18 protein-coding genes are annotated in these 18268 nt (G+C 70.3%); 7 read left to right on the top strand and 11 right to left on the bottom strand.

Translation table 11 applies throughout. The annotated features are described in order from the left end of the window. Window position 1 precedes the first annotated feature (1 nt). The 3 genes from ABT053_RS26145 to ABT053_RS26135 all read left to right on the top strand — a co-directional run bounded on the left by ABT053_RS26145 (window position 2) and on the right by ABT053_RS26135 (window position 3151). Window positions 2-1345 (top strand): zinc-dependent metalloprotease, encoded by a 1344-nt coding sequence (locus ABT053_RS26145; RefSeq protein ID WP_350972150.1) that lies wholly within the window; start codon window positions 2-4, stop codon window positions 1343-1345. Further along, window positions 1342-1887 (top strand): NUDIX hydrolase, encoded by a 546-nt coding sequence (locus tag ABT053_RS26140; RefSeq protein ID WP_350972149.1) that lies wholly within the window; start codon window positions 1342-1344, stop codon window positions 1885-1887. Before ABT053_RS26145 ends, ABT053_RS26140 begins: the two co-directional genes overlap by 4 nt. 238 nt (window positions 1888-2125) lie before the next feature. After that, a complete protein-coding gene (locus ABT053_RS26135; protein ID WP_350972148.1) occupies window positions 2126-3151 on the top strand; it encodes an endonuclease/exonuclease/phosphatase family protein in 1026 nt (341 codons plus the stop codon). Window positions 3152-3254: 103 nt separating this feature from the next. Here the strand turns inward: ABT053_RS26135 and ABT053_RS26130 are convergent, their stop codons facing one another. From ABT053_RS26130 to ABT053_RS26120, 3 genes are all read right to left on the bottom strand, one after another. Next, window positions 3255-3842, bottom strand: coding sequence for a glycosyltransferase family protein (locus ABT053_RS26130; protein WP_350972147.1), 588 nt, complete (start codon window positions 3840-3842; stop codon window positions 3255-3257). 14 nt (window positions 3843-3856) lie between these two features. After that, window positions 3857-4372, bottom strand: a complete 516-nt coding sequence (locus ABT053_RS26125) for a M48 metallopeptidase family protein (protein WP_329085638.1) — start codon at window positions 4370-4372, stop codon at window positions 3857-3859. Window positions 4373-4513: 141 nt separating this feature from the next. Beyond that, complete coding sequence (locus ABT053_RS26120) at window positions 4514-5299, bottom strand: enoyl-CoA hydratase/isomerase family protein (RefSeq protein WP_350972145.1); 786 nt, start codon at window positions 5297-5299, stop codon at window positions 4514-4516. A gap of 827 nt (window positions 5300-6126) precedes the next feature. On the opposite strand from ABT053_RS26120, the gene ABT053_RS26115 reads away from it, so the two are divergent. Next, window positions 6127-7227: a ThiF family adenylyltransferase gene (locus tag ABT053_RS26115; RefSeq protein ID WP_350972143.1), complete on the top strand. Its 1101-nt coding sequence runs from the start codon at window positions 6127-6129 to the stop codon at window positions 7225-7227. Window positions 7228-7290: 63 nt separating this feature from the next. Then, a complete protein-coding gene (locus tag ABT053_RS26110; protein ID WP_350972142.1) occupies window positions 7291-8628 on the top strand; it encodes an ABC1 kinase family protein in 1338 nt (445 codons plus the stop codon). A gap of 391 nt (window positions 8629-9019) precedes the next feature. Here ABT053_RS26110 and ABT053_RS26105 read toward each other — a convergent pair whose 3' ends face one another. The 5 genes from ABT053_RS26105 to ABT053_RS26085 all read right to left on the bottom strand — a co-directional run bounded on the left by ABT053_RS26105 (window position 9020) and on the right by ABT053_RS26085 (window position 13167). Further along, the gene (locus ABT053_RS26105) at window positions 9020-9283 is read right to left on the bottom strand and encodes a putative WhiB-interacting protein (RefSeq protein WP_502991857.1); all 264 of its coding nucleotides are present in this window, start codon (window positions 9281-9283) and stop codon (window positions 9020-9022) included. 117 nt (window positions 9284-9400) lie between these two features. Then, a complete protein-coding gene (locus tag ABT053_RS26100) occupies window positions 9401-9670 on the bottom strand; it encodes a WhiB family transcriptional regulator (protein WP_329085648.1) in 270 nt (89 codons plus the stop codon). Between the two features lie 128 nt (window positions 9671-9798). Further along, the gene (locus tag ABT053_RS26095) at window positions 9799-10083 is read right to left on the bottom strand and encodes a hypothetical protein (RefSeq protein WP_350972139.1); all 285 of its coding nucleotides are present in this window, start codon (window positions 10081-10083) and stop codon (window positions 9799-9801) included. Between the two features lie 130 nt (window positions 10084-10213). Then, a complete protein-coding gene (gene tesB / locus ABT053_RS26090; protein WP_350972137.1) occupies window positions 10214-11080 on the bottom strand; it encodes an acyl-CoA thioesterase II in 867 nt (288 codons plus the stop codon). Beyond that, window positions 11077-13167 (bottom strand): ATP-dependent DNA helicase UvrD2, encoded by a 2091-nt coding sequence (locus ABT053_RS26085; protein ID WP_350972135.1) that lies wholly within the window; start codon window positions 13165-13167, stop codon window positions 11077-11079. Before ABT053_RS26085 ends, tesB begins: the two co-directional genes overlap by 4 nt. A 190-nt stretch (window positions 13168-13357) precedes the next feature. On the opposite strand from ABT053_RS26085, the gene ABT053_RS26080 reads away from it, so the two are divergent. Together ABT053_RS26080 and ABT053_RS26075 are read left to right on the top strand one after the other, a co-directional pair. Continuing rightward, entirely contained in the window at window positions 13358-14647 is a 1290-nt protein-coding gene (locus tag ABT053_RS26080; protein WP_350972134.1) for an alpha/beta hydrolase fold domain-containing protein, read from the top strand. Window positions 14648-14805: 158 nt separating this feature from the next. Beyond that, window positions 14806-15060: a glutaredoxin domain-containing protein gene (locus tag ABT053_RS26075; RefSeq protein WP_350972132.1), complete on the top strand. Its 255-nt coding sequence runs from the start codon at window positions 14806-14808 to the stop codon at window positions 15058-15060. 165 nt (window positions 15061-15225) lie between these two features. Here ABT053_RS26075 and nudC read toward each other — a convergent pair whose 3' ends face one another. From nudC to ABT053_RS26060, 3 genes are all read right to left on the bottom strand, one after another. Continuing rightward, on the bottom strand, window positions 15226-16203 hold the full coding sequence (gene nudC, locus ABT053_RS26070; RefSeq protein ID WP_350972176.1) for an NAD(+) diphosphatase: 978 nt from the start codon (window positions 16201-16203) through the stop codon (window positions 15226-15228). A gap of 598 nt (window positions 16204-16801) precedes the next feature. Beyond that, on the bottom strand, window positions 16802-17428 hold the full coding sequence (locus ABT053_RS26065) for a class F sortase (RefSeq protein ID WP_350972131.1): 627 nt from the start codon (window positions 17426-17428) through the stop codon (window positions 16802-16804). 2 nt (window positions 17429-17430) lie between these two features. After that, entirely contained in the window at window positions 17431-18258 is an 828-nt protein-coding gene (locus ABT053_RS26060) for a GVDTG sorting domain-containing protein (RefSeq protein ID WP_350972129.1), read from the bottom strand. Between the last annotated feature and the right edge of the window lie 10 nt (window positions 18259-18268).

Below are 18268 nucleotides of genomic sequence, written 5' to 3'. Positions count from 1 at the left end.
GGTGACTGACTTGCCAGGTCGGGAAAACGACCCCAACGAGAATCCGTTCGCCATGTTCGGCAACCCGGAGCAGATCGCAGCGGCAATGCGCCAGTTCGCCGACATGCTCTCCGCTCCGCCGACCTCTGGTCCCGTCAACTGGGACATGGCGAAGAACATCGCACGGCACGTCGTGGTCGCCGAGGGCGATCCCAGTGTCATGGAGGGCGAGCGGCGCCAGATCGTCGACGCCCTGAATCTGGCCGATCTGTGGCTCAACGAGGCCACCTCCCTGCCGAGCGGGGTGAGCAATCCCCAGGCGTGGAGCCGTTCCGAGTGGATCGAGAAGACCGTCCCGGTCTGGCAGAAACTCTGCGACCCGATCGCCGCCCGCATGGTCGAGACCATGAGCGGCACGCTCGGCGCCACCGGTCTGCCCCCCGAGGCCCAGGCCATGGCCGGGCCGCTGATGGGGATGATGAAGCAGATGGGCGGCATGATGGTCGGCCAGCAGATCGGCCAGGCCGTCGGCTCGCTCGCCCTGGAGGTGATCGGCTCCACCGACATCGGCCTGCCGCTGTCGGACAGCGCCGCCCTGCTGCCCGGCGGCGTCGCGGCGTTCAGCCAGGGTCTGGAGACCCCCGCCGAGGAGATCCGCCTCTATCTCGCCCTGCGCGAGGCGGCCCACCACCGGCTGTTCCAGCACGTGCCGTGGCTGCGCGCGCACCTGCTCGGGGCCGTGGAGGAGTACGCCAGGGGCATCACGGTGGACGCGTCCGCGCTGGAGGAGCAGCTCCGCGGGCTCGACATCAACAACCCCGAGCAGCTCCAGCAGGCGCTGAGCGGCGGCAACCTGCTCAAGCCCGAGGAGACCGAGCGGCAGAAGGCCGCCCTGTCCCGGCTGGAGACCATGCTCGCCCTGGTCGAGGGCTGGGTCGGCACCGTCGTGGACGGCGCCGCGGACGGCAAGCTCCCCTCGGCGACCGCGCTGTCGGAGACCGTACGGCGCCGCAGGGCGACCGGCGGCCCCGCCGAGCAGACCTTCGCCACACTCGTCGGTCTTGAGCTCAGGCCCCGCCGCCTGCGTGAGGCCGCCGCCCTGTGGCAGGCCCTGGAGGCCGACCGGGGCGTCGACGGCCGCGACGCGGTCTGGGACCACCCCGACCTGATGCCCACCGCCGACGACCTCGACGACCCCGAGAGGTTCGTACGGGGCGAGCCCGAGCTCGACCTGTCATCGCTGGAGGGGACGCTCCGGGAGTCTTCGGGTGATTCTGGTACTTCGGATACTCCGGCCGCCTCGGGTGAGGACGGCGACGACGAGAGGAAGGGCCGCAAGGACGACGGCGGGGACGGCGGCGCGTGAGCCTGCGCGCCGACGCGGAGGACGTGCTCACGGGGTGGGCCGCGCCCACGGCGGAGGAGGAGATCCTCCGCAAGGAGTTCCTGGGGCACGTCCACGCCAACGACGACGCGATGTGGCGCGAGTGCGTCACCGGCCACCTGACGGCCACGACCGCGGTGCTCTCCCACGACGGCGAGCGGGTGCTGCTGACGCTGCACCCCAAGGCCGGGATGTGGCTGCCCATGGGAGGGCACTGCGAGCGCGGCGACGCCTCCCTGGAGGCGGTGGCGCTGCGTGAGGCCACCGAGGAGTCCGGCATCCCGGGCCTGCGGCTGCTGCCGGGCCCGCTGGCGCTCGACCGTCACAAGGTCTGGTGCCACCCGCCGTACACCAGCCACCTCGACATCGAGTACGGCGCCGTCGCCCCCGCCGGTGTCGAGGCCGTGATCAGCGCCGAGTCGCTCGACCTGCGCTGGTTCCCGGTGGAGGAGATCCCCGAGCTGTCCGACGAGGCGACCCGCCGCCTGGCCCGCCGCGCCCGCGAGGCCCTGCGATCCGGGTGACCGGGCGCCCGGCTTCGTACGACGGCCCGGAGATCGGCCTGGAGATCGGTCCGGAGATCGGTCCGGAGATCGGTCCGGAGATCGGTTCCGCGGCCGGTTCCGCGACTGGTTCCAGCCTGTCCGGGGCGTGTCCCGAGGGCGTTGGACCGTTTTACGCTTGTCTCACCTTTCCCCGGATATCTTCGTTCTCAGTGGGTCCATCGGGTCCATCGGGTCGTACGGAGCGGATCGGGGCACTGTGAGTGTGGACATCGTGGCCGGCAGGAGCGCCGAGGGCGTCGGGGGCGTCGGGGGCGCAGTCGTGCAGCCGGCGCGCCGTCGCCGCTGGAGGATTCCCAGGACCCTCGCCTGGGCCGCGGTGACCCCGTTCGCCGCCTGGGCGGTGGCCCGGGTGGCCGGGCTCGAACGCGATTCGCTGACCACCCAGCTCATGACCGGCACCCCGTACGTGGCCGCGGCCTCGCTCGTGCCGGTGCTGCTGGCCGCGCTGGCCCGCAACCGGGCGGCGACGGCCGTGGCGCTGATCACCACCGCGGCGCTCGGCCTCAGCGTGCTCCCCAGGGCGTTCCGCTCCGGGGACCCCGTGACGGGAACGCCCCTGCGGGTGCTGACGCTCAACACGCTGTTCGGGCACGCCGAACCCGACGCCGTGATGGACCTGGTCCGGCGGCTGAACCCGGACGTGCTCAGCACCCAGGAGCTGACACCGGGGATGGTCGAGAAGCTGGAGGCGGCCGGGCTGGAGAAGGTGCTGCCGTACAAGGTGCTGGAGCCGGAGTGGAGCGCCGGGGGCAGCGGCCTGTACGCGCGGTATCCGCTGACCCCGAGGAAGAACCTGTTCGAGGCGATCGGGCACAACATGCCCGCCGCGCTGATGACCGTGCCCGGCTCCAAGCCCGTCGAGATCGTCGACGTGCATCCCTTCCCGCCGCTGGGCAGGCAGGTGTACGACTGGACGGCGGCGCTGGAGGCGCTGCCCTCCGCCGCGCCCGACACGATCCGCATCCTCGCGGGCGACTTCAACGCCAGCCTCGACCACGCGGCCATGCGGCGTTTCCTGGACCGCGGCTATGTGGACGCGGCCGACAGCGCCGGGGAAGGCCTCACCCCCACCTGGCCGGTCAACAAGCGCGTCCCCGCGCTGATCACGATCGACCATGTCGTGGCGGACCAGCGGGTGGGAGTGAACGCGGTGAGCGTGCACACCGTTCCCGGCACCGACCACCGGGCCGTCTTCGCCGACCTGCGCCTGCCTCCGCCTTGATGACGGGGCCGGGCACCCGGGGTACCTGGGCTGTTTGGATTCCCGGACGGTTCGGGCACTTGATCGCCCGAGGACTCGGAGTTGAGGGCTCAGGGTTGAAGGCTCAGGGCTCAGGGGAGAGCAGGGCCCGGGTGTTGTCCCAGCCCTCCAGGCCCGGGTCGAGGAGGCGGATGTCGCCAGGAGTACGCAGGCGGTGCCAGCCGGGGCCCCTCGCGACCATGCGGCTGCCGGGCGCGGAGGCACGGAGCGCCTTGATCGGATCGAGGTCGTCGAAGCCCACCGCGGCCCAGTCCGGGTAGGGCAGGTGGGCGGCGAACGCGACCGTACCGCCCCCCGCGTCCGGGCAGACGGCGATCCTGGCCCTGCCGAGCTCGCGGAAGAGCTTCCCGATGAGCAAAGGGGGCAGGTCGGGCGCGTCGGCACTCAGCAGGACCGCCTGCTCGCCGTACGGCAGGGCCGCGAAGGCGGCCTCCACCAGGGCGCTGCCGGAAAGATCGGGGATCTCGACGACCGGGGTGCCCGGCCAGACGATCTCCTCCATGCCGGGGACGCTCGTCACCACGACGGGAGCGACGAAGTCCAGGCCGGCGACGAGCTCGTAGGCGTCCTCGGCGACGGCCGTGAGAAAGTCGGCGGCGTCGACTCCCGGCGGGGCCGCGTCCGCCACGGAGGGCGTGACGAGAACGGCCACCACCCGATCTTCCGTCAACATTCCTCCGCGGAACCGTGAGCCGCCGTGGAGAATCCCTCCAGGAAGCCTCGCGCCCGCTCGGCCTTGGGATAGCGTTCCACGAGCGCCCAGAAGCGCGAGCCGTGACTCGGCACCAGCAGGTGGACGAGCTCATGCATGATCACGTAGTCGACCACCCACGACGGCATGCCCCGCAGCCGCGTGGAGATCCTGATGGTGCCGTGATCAGGGGTGCACGAGCCCCAGCGATGCTGCTGGTTCTCCACCCAGCGCACGCTCGACGGCTTCGCCTCCCCGCCCAGATAGCGGGCCGACAGATCGACGGCCCGATCGAGGAGATCGTCGTCGGAGGGACGTCTGCGCTGTTCCTTGGCCGCGAGGCGATCGAGCATACGGCGCACCCATTGTTCCTCATCGGTGCTACTCAGACCGGCGGGGAGGAGCACGATCGTTTTCTCGCCGTCGCGGTACGCAGAAACCGTCCGCCGGCGGCGAGAACTGCGGCGGACCTCGACTGTCTCGGGGGGCACATATGAACGGTAGCCGAGAATGACGAATTCACACCAGGGGGTAGAACACGTTCCCGCTGGTCAATCCCCGTTCGTCGATTGTTCAACACGGGTGATCAACTATGACCGTGACTTATCTAATTAACCTGGATATCAGCCGTCTCATGCGTTGCCGAATCGCGGGGCCCGCCGTTCTCTCTGGGCCGCCAGCCCTTCAAGCATGTCGGCGGAGATCATCGTGACCGGCTGGGCGAGGGATTCCCAGCGCAGCGCGGCGTCGAGGTCGGCGTGCCCGCCGCCCGCCAGGGCGATTTTGGTGAGCCTGGTGGCGATCGGCGCGTTGGCCGCCGTACGCGACGCGATCCCCATCACCTCGTCCATCAGCGACTCGCGGGGGAACGCCCTGGTCACCAAGCCCGCGGGCGCCGCCTCCGCGCCCGTCATCGTCCGTCCTGTGAGCAACATCTCCCTGGCCACGCCCACCCCCGCGACCCTGGGCAGCAGGTAGGTGGCCGCCATGCCGGGGTGCAGGCCGAGCGAGGTGAAGGGGGCGAGCAGCTTGGCCTCCTCGGCGGCGTAGACCAGATCGCAGGCGAGGGCGAGGCACAGGCCCGCCCCGACTGCCGCCCCGTTGACGGCGGCGATGGTCGGCACCTCGAGGTCGGCGATCGCCAGCCAGGTCCGGTAGAAACCGAGCATCCGATCGCGCAGCGCGGGCACCCCCTCGGAGGCCCGCTCGGCGAGCCAGGACAGGTCTCCCCCGGAGCAGAACGCGTTTCCGGCCCCGGTGACGACGACGCATCGGAGGTCGCGGTCCGCCGCGAGATCCGCGATGGCGAGCCGCCACCGGGCGGTCATTTCGTCGGTCATCGCGTTGCGCCGGTCGGGGCGGTTCAGAGTGAGCACCGCGACGCCGTCGTCACGCCGGTCGATCAAGAGCTCGTCCATGCCGGGGAGCGTAACCCACCCTCTCCCGTCCACCCTTGAGGGCCCTCCTGCCCTCCTGTCTTCCTGTCCTCCTGTGTTCCTGCCCTTGTGCTCTCTCGACCTCCTGGCTCATCGTCTCTCGACTCGCTTCCTCCCGGATCCGCCCTTTTTAGATCCGCCTCCCCGGATCCGCCTTCCTAGATCTACCTTCCCTGGATCCGTCTCTTCTGGGTCCGCCGCTCCCGGAGATCTCCCGTGCCGGGAGGCGAGACGGATGCCCCGCCTTGGTGGGCGGAACGGATATACCTCCTCCTGAGGATTAGTCCGGGCATATCGCCCGGGACGGTCGATCTCCAGAGGGAGTCTCCCCAGAGGAAGTGCCTTCTCAGGGAAGGGCCTCTCAGAGGTTCTCCCAGAGGGGGAGGGGTCCTCCCAGAGAGGTTCTCCCGGCGACGAGCGAGGTGCACCCAGGCAAGGGCGCCCCTGGAGGAAGGGCGTCCAGGGGGCGGGGATGTCCAGGGGGCGGGGGTATCCGGGGGCGGGGGTATCCGGGGGTGTCCAGGGCGGGTTATCCACAGGGGCGTTGTTCGCCGGGCGAGTTATCCACAGGCGGAGGAAAAGGCGTCCGCGACCTTGTGGGGCCGTGCCACGCTGGCACACCCAGCCACCCCCGGCCTGCTCAGCCCCGCTCAGCCCCGCTCAGTCCCTGCCCTTCCCCTGCTCAGCTGTGCTCTTTTCTCTGCTCAACCCCGCTCAGCCCCACCCAGCCTTACTCAGCACTGCTCAGCACTGCTCTTTCCCTGTTCACCGGCTCACCCCATGGGCCGCCCCGAAGAAAGGCTCTCCGAATGCGACCACGTCTGAAGCCCGCTCTGCGCCGTGTCGCCCGCGACGGGCGCACCCTGCAGTTCGGGTTGCATCCCCGTCACACGGTGGTGCTGACCGACCTTGAGCCCGAGGTCCGCCGCTGGGTGGAGAGTCTCGACGGCGTACGGGATCTCGCGGGCGTGCTGGCCGGTGCCGCCGAGGCGGGTCTCGGCGAGGAGCACGGCCGGACCCTGCTCGACCTGCTGGTCAGCCGTGGCGTGGTGGACGACGCGAGTGCGGGTCCGGGGCCGCTGCGCGCGCTCGCGATGGCCGAGCGTGATCGGCTCCAGCCGGATCTCGACGTACTCTCCCTCACCCCGGGCACGATCGACGGCGGGCTCGCCGCGCTGGAGCGCCGGCGAGCGGCCCAGGTGCGGGTCTACGGCGCGGGCCGGGTGGGCGCGCAGGTCGTCTGCCTGCTCGCCGCCTCCGGGGTCGGCCGGATCTGCGTCATCGATCCCGGTACGGCGCGGCGACGGGATGTCGTCCCCGGCGGCCTCGGCTGGACGGAGGTGGGAATGAGCAGGCAGGACGGCGCGGTCGCGGTGGCCAAAAGGCTCGCGCCCGGTCTCACGGCATGGACCGGCGACGGGGCGGCCCAGCTGGCCGACGGGGCCAGGCCCCCGGACCTGGCGGTGCTCGCGCCGGTGGTGCCGCTGGACGGCCTCCTGGTCAGGGAGCTCGTCGAGTGGGAGATCCCGCATCTGCTGGTCACCGCGTTCGAGGGCTCCGGGTCGGTCGGCCCCCTTGTGCTCCCCGGACGAAGCACATGCCTGCACTGTTTAGATTTGACCCGGCGAGACCGCGACCCCGGATGGCCCGTCGTCAGTGCTCGGCTCGGTGGCTTCCCCGCGGGAGAAATCGCGTGTGGCACGGCGCTGTCGGCGCTGGTGGCGGCGTCGGCGGCAGGTCACGCACTCGCCGCGATCGACGGCCGTGAACCCGCTGTGACAAACAGCACAATGGAAGTATTGCCAGATTGGAGCTGGAAGAGGCGATCCTGGAGTGTTCATCCTCAATGTCGTTGCTTCCGAAACGAGTTGGGTTCGCTAACAATGGTCGCGTCGGCTACCTGCCGCTGACGGACACACAGCGAAGGGAGGGAGCGGCGTCTCGCTGTGCCAGCGGATACGCCGCCAACCAAGGTGAGTGACCTTCCGCGCCGCGCCGTTGCGCGCTCCGCCAAGCTGGCGGCCCTGCCGATCGGGTTCGCCGGCCGTACCGCTCTCGGTCTCGGAAAACGAATCGGGGGCAAGTCCGCCGAGATCGTCGCCCAGGAAATCCAGGAACGCACCGCCGAGCAGATCTTCAAGGTCCTCGGCGAGCTCAAGGGCGGGGCGATGAAGCTCGGCCAGGCGCTGTCCATCTTCGAGGCGGCGCTGCCGTCCGAGATCGCCGGCCCCTACCGCGCCACCCTGACCAAGCTCCAGGACGCGGCTCCGCCGCTTCCCGCGACGACCGTGCACAAGGTCCTCGTCGAGCAGCTGGGCGCCGACTGGCGGGAGAACTTCCTGTCGTTCGACGACAAACCCACCGCCGCCGCGTCGATCGGGCAGGTGCACAAGGCGGTCTGGCACGACGGCCGGACGGTCGCGGTCAAGATCCAGTATCCGGGGGCGGGGAAGGCCCTGCTCTCCGACTTCACCCAGCTGGCCCGGCTCGGCAAGCTCTTCGGGGTCCTGCTGCCCGGCCTCGACATCAAGGCCGTCCTGAGCGAGTTGCGCGAGCGGGTGGTCGAGGAGCTCGACTATCTCCACGAGGCCGAGGCCCAGCACGCCTTCGCCCTGGAGTACAAGGACGACCCCGACTTCCTGATCCCGGACGTGATCGCCGCCAACGAGCAGGTCCTCGTCTCCGAGTGGGTCGACGGCACCCCGCTGTCGCGGATCATCACCGACGGCACCCAGGAGGAACGCGACCGGGCCGGGCTCCAGCTCGTCCGTTTCCTGTTCTCCTCGCCCGCGCGGTTGGGCATGCTCCACGCCGACCCCCATCCGGGCAACTTCCGGATCGTCGAGGACGGCCGGATGTGCGTGCTCGACTTCGGCGCGGTCAACCGGATGCCCGACGGATACCCACCGGTCTTCGGAAAGCTGACCCGCATCTTCAACAACGGCGACATGTCGACCGTGGTGCAGGGCCTGCGTGACGAGGGCTTCATCCAGCCGCACATCGAGATCGACCCCGAAGCCCTGCGGGCGTTCCTCGCTCCCTACGTCGAGCCGACCGCCGTGGAGGAGTTCTCGTTCAGCAGGGAGTGGCTCCAGCGGCAGGCCGCCACGGCCACCGACCTGCGTCCCGGCAACGTGGTGCGCCAGCTCAACCTGCCCGCCTCGTACGTCCTCATCCACCGTGTGCACGCGGCGGGGGTCGGCGTCCTCTGCCAGCTCGGCGCCACCGCCCGCTTCCGCGCGGAGGTCATCCGCTGGGTCCCCGGCTTCACCGACGAGGATTCCGGAGAACCCACCCTCACCAGCGCCTGAGGGGTATTCTCCTCCGCCCGATGTTCCGCGATGCCCGATGCTCCGCGATGTTTGTGATGCTCAGGGGCCATCCGGTGGTATCCAGGGCATCCCTGCGGCATGGACGTCACCGGGTGTTTCGTAGATCCCGGATGCTCCGTAGATCCCGGACGCTCCGGGGTGTCCAACGGTTTTCCGGATCTTCTGCTTTCCGGATCTTCTGCGGTGGCCCGCGATGTGGTGGGTCCGGGAGACGTTTGAGGGGTGGCCCGCCTGAGCGGGTCACCCCTCGTTCGTTCGTCTCGCTCTTCTCGTCCGTCTCGCTCTTCGGTCAGTCTCCCGTGCGGCTTCGGGTTTCTCTCGTGCGTCCTCTACGCGTCGCCGCCGGTTCTTACCGAACAGACAAGACCGATCAGACGAGGCGCAGGATCGCGCTTCGCAGGCGGGCCGAGGCGCGCTCCGCGTTGCGCTGGGCACGCTGGAGGCGCTGAAGGCCGACGGCCCTGCGATGCTCCTCCGCCTCGCGGTGGAGGGTTCGTATTCGGTCACGGACCAGTTCTTCTTGCATAGAAGACAGGTCGAGGCCTCTGGCGGTGAAGTAGCTCATCGGAGTGGTCCTTTCGGAAACGTGCGGCTCGTGGTGGCTCGGGTCTCGGTGGTGCTGGTTCTCGGTGATGCTGGTTCTCGGTGGTGCTGGTTCTCGGTGATGCTGGTTCTCGGTGTTTCAGGTTCTCGGTGATGCTGGTTCTCGGTGGTGCTGGTTCTCGGTGGATCTGGGCAGCGACCGGGTTGTTCAGGCAGCGACCGGGTTCTTGCGGGGACGCCCGCGCGGACGCTTCCGGGGGACGATCGCCCCCCGCAGGACGAGCTCGCCGCCCCAGACGCCCCACGGCTCCTCGCGCTCCAGCGCGCGGGCCAGGCAGGCCTCACGGATCGGGCAGCCTCCGCAGAGCGCCTTGGCGAACTCCACGTCCTCCGGAGACTCGGCGAACCACAGGTCGGGGTCGGTACGACAGGGGATTGTGGCTTCGTCGATCAGGTCCATGACCGTCTGGGCCCCCATCTGCTTCACCTCTCAGCTAGGTGTTGATCTTCGGTTACCTCTTGGGGTGGGGGTCAGGAATGACGCGGACAAACAAGAAGGCCGCGGATCCTGGGTGCGGATCCGCGGCCTGAAGGCTTTTTCCTCGGTCAGGTTATGACCGGAGGATGCCCCCAGGGTTGCGGACCGCGCAGTCCACCGTTTCCGATGTGCTTGGTCGTTGCTGCGTAGCTGTCGCCCACTCGGTTACGAGCAGCCGGGACGTCCGTCGCCGGGAAGGCGATCGGAGCGAACCAACCGCCGGTTTCGACCTGAAGATGGGCGGGATTGGCCTGCTGAGCCAGAACAGCCACGCCGCCGGCGAGGATGATCTGGCTGTCGCAAGACAGAACGGTGTTACGGCGCGCGGAAGTGAGCCCCGACTGGGACGTCATCGGAATGTTCCTCACAGCGGACTCACCTCCATTCGTGGATCGTCGGACAGTAGCGTCCGACTTGCTTGACCATGACCCTAAACCCCGGCCCGGGGAGGGGGCAACATATTTTCTACCTGCGACTTTGCGACTATCTCACGCGGATCATCGCCTCCTGCACTACCGACACGGCCAGTTCTCCGGACCGGGTGAACATCTCGCCCTTGGCGAGCCCTCGCGCCGCCCCCGACCACGGCGACTCCTGGGCGTAGAGCATCCACTCGTCCACCCGGAAGGGGCGGTGGAACCACATCGCGTGGTCCAGCGAGGCGCCGGAGAGGTTGGACGCGCCCCACGCCAGGCCGTGGGTGAGCAGCACCGTGTCGACCAGGGTGAAATCGGAGGCGTAGGCGGCGAGCACCACGTGCAGCAGCGGATCGTCCGGCAGCTCCGCGTCGTAGCGGAACCACACGTTGGTGTTCGACCCGCGCAGCTCCGGGTCGCGGTAGGCCTCCCAGGTGAGGGGGGTCACGTAGCGGACGTCCACCGGCCTCGGCTTGGCCAGCCACTCGCGCAGCGGTGACTCCTCCCCCACGGCCTGGAGCATCCGGTCCTGGAAGAGCGGCAGGCCCTCGGGATCGGCCACCTGGGGCATCGTGGTCGCCTGGTGCTCGACACCGGTCTCCGTCACGTGGAAGGAGGCCGACATCGTGAATATCGCCTTGCCGTGCTGGACGGCCACCACCCGCCGGGTGGTGAAGGACCGGCCGTCGCGGACGCGCTCGACGTTGTAGACGATCGGGATGGCCGGGTCGCCGGGCCGGATGAAGTAGGCGTGCAGCGAGTGGACGTCGCGGCCGTCGGGCACCGTCCGTCCCGCGGCGAACAGGGCCTGGGCGGCCACCTGGCCGCCGAAGACACGCTGGATGCGCTCCTCCGGGCTACGCCCTCTGAAGATGTCGAGCTCGATCTGCTCCAGGTCGAGCAGGTCCAGGAGCTCCTTCAACGCCTCGTTCACGCGCCCTCCGTCCGGTTCGCGGCTATACGGCATAGTTCGATCACCGCCTCGCCATAACGATCCAGTTTGACGCGTCCGATTCCGGTGATCGCCAGCAGGTCCTGTTCCGAGAGCGGCGCCCGTTCGGCGATGGCCTGGAGGGTGACGTCGGTGAAGATCGCCCACTGGGGGATCTTCTCGTGCCTCGCCACTCCCGTACGCCAGGACTTGAGCGCGTCGAGCAGCGCCTCGTCGTAGTCGGCGGGGCATCCGGCGCACCTGCCGAGCTTCTGCTCGGCGGCGGCGGCCAGGGTCTTGCCGCAGACCCGGCAGCTGATCGGAGCGGCGACCTGGCGGCGGTCGGCCGCCGAGGCCGCCGAGGTCGCCGAGGCCGAGGCGGCGGCGCGGCTCTTCTGCGCGGAGCGGCCGGTGAGCCCGTCCAGGAAGCGGGAGGGTTTGCGGGACCGCCGCCCGCCGGGTGAGCGGGCCAGCGCCCACGACAGCCCCAGGTGGGCGCGGGCGCGGGTGACGCCGACGTACAGGAGACGGCGCTCCTCCTCGATCTGGTCGAGCGTCTCCGCGTAGATGATCGGCAGCATGCCCTCGGTGACGCCGACGAGGAAGACCGCGTCCCACTCCAGGCCCTTGGCGGCGTGCAGCGAGGCCAGGGTGACGCCCTCGACCGGCGGCGCGTGCTGCTCCCCGGCCCGGCGCTCCAGCTCGGCGACGAAGGCGGGCAGGTCGGCGCCGGTGGCGGCGAGGTCCTCGGCGAGGTCGGCGAGGGCCTTGAGCGACTCCCACTTCTCGCGGGCCTTGCCGCCGCCGGGCGCCTCGGGGGTGAGCCCGATGCCGGACAGGATGTGGTGCACGGTCGAGGCGAGCGTGTCGCCGGGTTCGGCGGAGCGGGCGGCGCCGCGCAGCAGCACGACCGCCTGGCGGACCTCGGGGCGCTCGAAGAAGCGGTCGGCGCCGCGCAGCACGTACGGCAGGCCGGCCTTGGCGAAGGCCTGCTCGTACGCCTCGGACTGGGCGTTGACCCGGAACAGCACGGCGACCTCGCGGGTCGGCACGCCGCCGCCGACGAGCTTCTTGACCGCCCGCGCCACGCCCTCGGCCTCGGCGGTCTCGTCGTCGTACTCGGTGAAGACCGGCTCGGGGCCGTCCGGGCGCTGGGCGATCAGGGAGAGCTTGTGCGGGGTGCGCGCCCTGTCGAGCACGCGGTTGGCCAGCGAGACGACCTGGGGGGTGGAGCGGTAGTCGCGGACCAGTTTGATCACGGTGGCGTTGGGGTGCTCGACCGAGAAGCCGGTCAGGTAGCGGGGGGTGGCGCCGGTGAAGGAGTAGATCGTCTGGTTGGGGTCGCCGACCACGCACAGGTCGTCGCGCCCGCCGAGCCAGGTGTCGAGCAGCAGCTTCTGCAGCGGGTTGACGTCCTGGTACTCGTCGACCACGAAGTAGCGGTACTGCTGGCGGATCTGGGAGGCCACCTCGCGGTGCTCGGTCATCACGGCCGCGGTGAGTTCCAGGATGGTCTCGAAGTCGACCAGGTGCCGCTCGCGGCGGAGGTCCTCGTAGGCCTCGTAGAGCCGGAAGACCTCCTCGGGGGCCACGGGCGAGGTGCGGCCCGCCTTCTTGGCGGCCTCCGCGTAGTCCTCGGGGGCGATCTGGGTGACCTTGGCCCATTCGATCTCGGAGGCGATGTCGCGCAGCTCGGAACGGTCCTGGTTCTTGCGCAGGGTGCGGCAGGCGTCGATCAGCAGCGGCAGCTTCGACTCGATCACCCTGGGCGGGTCTCCGCCGATGACGCGCGGCCAGAAGTAGGTGAGCTGGCGCAGCGCGGCGGCGTGGAAGGTGCGCGCCTGCACGCCCGGCGTGCCGAGCTGCCGCAGCCGCTGCCTGAGCTCACCGGCCGCGCGTGTGGTGAACGTCACCGCCAGCACGCCCTGGGCGTCGACCACCCCGCTGTGGACCGCGTGCGCGATGCGGTGGGTGATGGCGCGGGTCTTGCCCGTCCCGGCTCCGGCGAGGACGCAGACCGGCCCACGGACGGCTTCGGCCACCTCACGCTGCTCGGGGTCCAGTGCCGCCAGAACGTTGTCGGGCTCCACGGAGCCTCCTTACACGCAGTCGAACACACGCGGTCGAACGGACCGGGCGGCAACATCCTCCCAGTCACAGGCCAAGCATCAGTCATTCTGGCAACTCGCCGCCGTCAACCTATGTGGTTCGCCGAGATGCACAAAGTGGGCTTTTTACTCCACAATGGGGGCCGAACGATTCCGGGGAAGGAAGAGGCCCGTGCGAACTGGGGTAACCGTGGGTGCGCTCGCCCTGGCGGCGGCGATGGTCGGGCCCGCGGTGGCGTACACGACCGCGCACGCACACGCGATCTCGGCTTCGGCCCAGCCCAGCGGGACACCCGCCCCGGCGAAGGCCGGTACCGGGGAGACCGCCAGCACGGCCGGGGCCGGTGGCGAGAGGACCTCCGGCACGGCGAAGTCCGGAGCGGCGACTTCCGGAACCGCGACTTCTGGAACCGCGAAGTCCAGGGCGGCGACTCCCGGAGCGGGCGAGGCGGACACCCGAACGTACGGCCTGGCGAGGGCCAGCACGGGAGTGGCCAGTGTCGGCAGGGCCGAGACGGGCGCGGCCAAGACCAGGGCCGGGACGAAGGCCGGGACCGGTATGGCCGGCGCGGGGACGAACGACACCGGCAGGGCCGGTACCCCGAAGAGCGGCACCGGAAGGTCCGGCGGGGGCGACCCGACACCCCCTCCGGTGGCGGAGCCCGACCCGCTGACCCAGGGCACCGTCATCAACACCGTCTCGTACGGCCCGCACGTCCGCCAGCGCATGGACGTCTGGTACCAGACCGACGAGCTGAAGCGGCCCGGCGTCTTCCTGATCCACGGCGGCTGGTGGTCGTCGGGTGACAAGAAGTACATGACCGAGATCAGCCGGAGCTACGCCGAGCAGGGCTACGTCGTCTTCAACATCAACTACCGCCTCTCCACCGACGCCTCCTGGCCGGCCCAGCGCACCGACACCCTCGACGCCATCGCCACCGCGCGGCGGCACGCGGCGCTGTGGTCCTTCGACCCGAGCAACTACGTGATCGTCGGATTCTCCGCCGGGGGCCACCTGGCCGGGGCCGCGGGCACCTACAAGAGCGGCCTGCCCGGCCTGCGCGGCGTGGTCGGCATCTCCCCGGTGATCTCCCCGCTCACGGCGTACACCGAGGGCACCGACACCTTCGACCTGGAGAAGCGCAAGCTGCGCGAGTCGGCCATCAGGCTCGCCGGGGGCTGTGAGCCGACCGGCAAGTGCGCCAGGGTCTGGGCGAGCATGGAGGTCCCGTGGCACGCGAGCCGCGGGGACGCGCCCATGCTGGTCGTGCACTCGGAGGACGAGTTCGTGTCGGCGGAGCACGGCAAGCAGCTCAAGGAGCACCTGCGCCAGGTCGGCGTGCCGGTGACGATCGTCTCCGAGCCCGGCATCGAGCACAGCGCGCCTCTTTACCGGCTGCCCGGCGTGGCGGAGCGGGTTCAGGAGTGGGTCGCGGAGAAGCTGCTCTCACCGGGAAGGTGAACGTCTCACTGGGAAGGTGAACGTCTCGCTGGGAAGGTGACCGTCTCACCGGGACCGGGAAGACGAACGTCTCATCGGTCATCGGTTATCGGGAAGATGAACGGCCCTCGCTTTGTTGCCAATGGCGCCGGACATCACATGAGGGGATTTCTCACGACATGGCGCTGACTGTGTACACCACGACCTGGTGCGGCCCCTGCAAGCGACTGAAGAGCCAGCTGAGCCGCGAGGGGATCTCCTACAACGAGATCGACATCGAGAGCAACCCGGACGCCGCCACGTTCGTCATGAGCGTCAACAACGGCAACCAGGTCGTACCCACCGTCGTGGTCGACTCTCCCACCGGCCGGGTCGTCAGGACCAACCCCTCGGTGATCGAGGTCAAGCGCATCCTGGCGGGCACGGGCGCGTAGCCCTCCCGTCGGCGTCCGGGCCCCGGTCCTTCCTTCGCGGGAGGCCGGGGCTCGCGTCCGCCCGCCGTTGCCCGGGTCAAGGGGCGGACTCCCTTTTTCGGGGGTTCACGTCCGCCGGTGGATTTTAAAGGGTTCACGCCCGCCGGTGGGTGACGGGGCCCGGGGTCACCAGCCGCCGGCCAGCGGTTCGCCGTACCAGGTCTCGATGAGCCTGCGGGCGATCGACACCTCGGACGGCAGGCGCACCTCGCCGCTCTGCGTGGCGGCCAGCAGCTCGGCGCGGCTGAACCAGTGGGCCTCGGCGATCTCCTCGGGATCGAGGACGAACTCCGTGGACGTGGCCCGCGCGAAGAAGCCGAGCATCAGGCTGCGCGGGAACGGCCAGGGCTGGCTGCCCATGTAGCGCGGCTCGGCGACGCGCACACCGACCTCCTCGGCCACCTCGCGCGCCACGGCGTGCTCCAGCGACTCGCCAGGCTCGACGAACCCGGCCAGCACCGACAGCCGCCCCTCGGGCCACTGCGGCCCCCTGGCCAGCAGGCACCTGTCGTCGTCGTCGTGGATCAGCATGATCACCGCGGGGTCGACCCGGGGGAAGTGCTGGCTGCCGTCCTTGGGACAGACGCGCACGTGCCCGCCCGCGCGCACCTCGGTGCCGCTCCCGCACCGGGGGCAGAACTCGTGGGTGGAGTGCCAGGCGTCCAGGGCGACCGCGTACACCAGCAGCCCGGCGTCCAGGTCACCCAGCAGCGACCCCACCTGGCGGAGCCCCGCGGTGAGGGTCTGGTCCTCCACCAGCTCCGAGGGGGCCAGCGGGGAGAGGATCCGGGTGAGGGAACCGTTGTGGGTGCTGCCGGCCAGCGGCGCCGCCACGGCGAAGTAGGCGACGCCCTCGGCGTCGACGCCGAGCAGGTAGCGCTCCCCCTCCGGCGCGTCGGCCGTGGGCAGCAGGACCAGCCTGACCTCTCCGCCACTGCGCCGGACCAGCGCCTGCCCGTCGTCGACGACCACGACCCTGGTCGCGGCGTCCGCCCAGGTCTTCTCGAGCCATTCGGCGTCGCCGCGAAGCACCGCCGACCGGTCGATGGCACTGCGCGCGAGCAGCAGCGGTCCCAGCAGTCCTTCTTGTGCGGTGCTCTCCACGTTCTCCACGCTGTTCCGCCTCCCCAACCGAGTGCACATACTACGTCTCCGGACGGGGCCCTCCCCGCTCTTCCCCGCGTACGGGCGGGAGGGGTTCTCCGCGTACGGGAGGAGGGGGTGGTACGCGTCTCGGCACATCACCGGCTTTTCATTGTCCTCTCCCGGGTTTCCCGTGCCCTTCCGGGGGCGTCGGACCTCTGCCGGGGTCTGGCCGGGTCCTGGTGGGTCTGGCTGGGCCCTGGCGAGTCTGGTGGAGCCTGGCGGGTCTGGCGGAGCGGTGGGTTTGGCGGGTCCTGGCGGGTTCCGCCGGGGTTTCCGGGGTGGGTCGTGGTGCGGCCGGGGGCCGGGATACCGGGGAGGCCGGGGGCTGGGGGTGCCGGGGGTGTCCGGGTGCCGGGGATATGGGCAGAGGCGCGGGTATCGGGGTTTCTCCCGGTACCCGCGCCTCTCGTGGCACGCTCCACCCGTTGGCTTTGAGCTGTCCTCGCACTGTTTTTACGAGGTCTTTGGAGGGCCTCGCGGTGCTTCGGTGATGCTTCCATGGTGCCTTCGAGGTGCTTTGGAGGTGCCTTTGAGGTGCCTTCGTGGTGCTGGGGCGTCAGCTCGCGAACACGATCACGTTGTCACGGTAGCTGCGCCGCTTGCGGTCGAAGGTCCCGCCGCAGGTGATGAGCCTCAGCTCGGCTCCCTTAGCGGAGCCGTACACCTGCCTGTCGGGGATCCTGCTCTTCGGAAAGCGGGCCAGGCGCCGGACGGTGAACGTGACCGTGCTTCCGTCGGCCCTGTCGACGTGGACGCGGTGTCCCGGACGGAGTTTCCCGAGCCGGTGGAAGACGGCGGGCCCCGTCCTGGAGTCCACGTGCCCGGCGATGACCGCCGCACCGGCCTCGCCGGGCTCGGGACCGGCCTTGTTCCAGCCCACCCTGTCGAAGCGGACCGGAGCGACCAGCTTGTTCCTCGCGTCCAGCCTCAACGCGATCACCGCGGTGGAGACCCCGATCGCCGGGACGCGGAGCCGCACGGGGTTGGCCACCTCATCTCTGGCCGGAGGTCGTACGACCTGGGCGGCCGTGGAGGTCGTGGAGGTCGTGGAGATTCCGGAAGTGGCGGAGGCTTCGTAGGCCGTGGGGACGCTGTGCGCGGCGACCTCGGTGGAGCACGCGGTCATGGCCACGAGGGCGGAAAGAGTGGAGAGAGCGGCCACGAGGGTGGTGGGGGTTCGCACGGTCAGCTCCCCGAGGTGAGTCGACGGTTGAACCAGAAGCCACCGGCAGCCAGCAGCCCGGCACCGGCCAGTCCCGCCGGCACCCAGAGCGGCACGCCCTCCTTCTCCGCCGTCCCGCCGAACCCGGTCTCCACCCCACCGGCCGGGGCGCGGTCGTCGTCGTCATCGTCGTCGCGCGACGTGCCGCCCTGGCCGGTGTCCACGCCACCGGCCGGGGCGCGGTCGTCGTCGTCATCGTCGCGCGACGTGCCGCCCTGGCCCGTGTCCGTCCCTCCGGCCGGGGCGCGGTCGTCGTCATCGTCGTCGTCACGGGAGACGCCGCCCTGACCGGTTTCCGTGCCCCCGGCCGGGACGCGGTCGTCATCGTCGTCATCGTCGCGCGACGTGCCACCCTGGCCCGTGTCCGTCCCACCGGCCGGGGCGCGGTCGTCATCATCGTCGTCGTCGCGCGACGTACCACCCTGGCCAGTGTCCGTACCGCCCGTGGGTGCCCGGTCGTCGTCGTCATCGTCGTCGTCGCGCGACGTGCTGCCCTGGCCGGTTTCCACGCCGCCCCGGGGGAGGTCGTCGTCCCGGTCGCCGGCGGGGCCGGATCGCCGGTCGTCGCGGTCGTCCCGGTCATCGCGGTCGTCGTCGCCGTCGTCGTCATCACCGCCCCTGTCGTCGTCATCATCATCGTCATCGTCGTCGTCCGCGAGGTTGACCACCGCCGTGGGCGGAGCCGGGAACGTGGAGGCCTGGGCCGCCGGGATTCCGGCGAGGACGCCGGTGGTCCCGAGTCCGAGGGTGATCGCGATGGCGAGCAGGGTCCGCCGTAGTACCAGGCTCATCTGGCCCTCC

The organism is Streptosporangium sp. NPDC002524 (assembly GCF_040295985.1).
Lineage (GTDB): Bacteria > Actinomycetota > Actinomycetes > Streptosporangiales > Streptosporangiaceae > Streptosporangium.
Note: the sequence above shows the minus strand (reverse complement) of the source record. Positions and strands in the feature narration are given on the sequence as shown.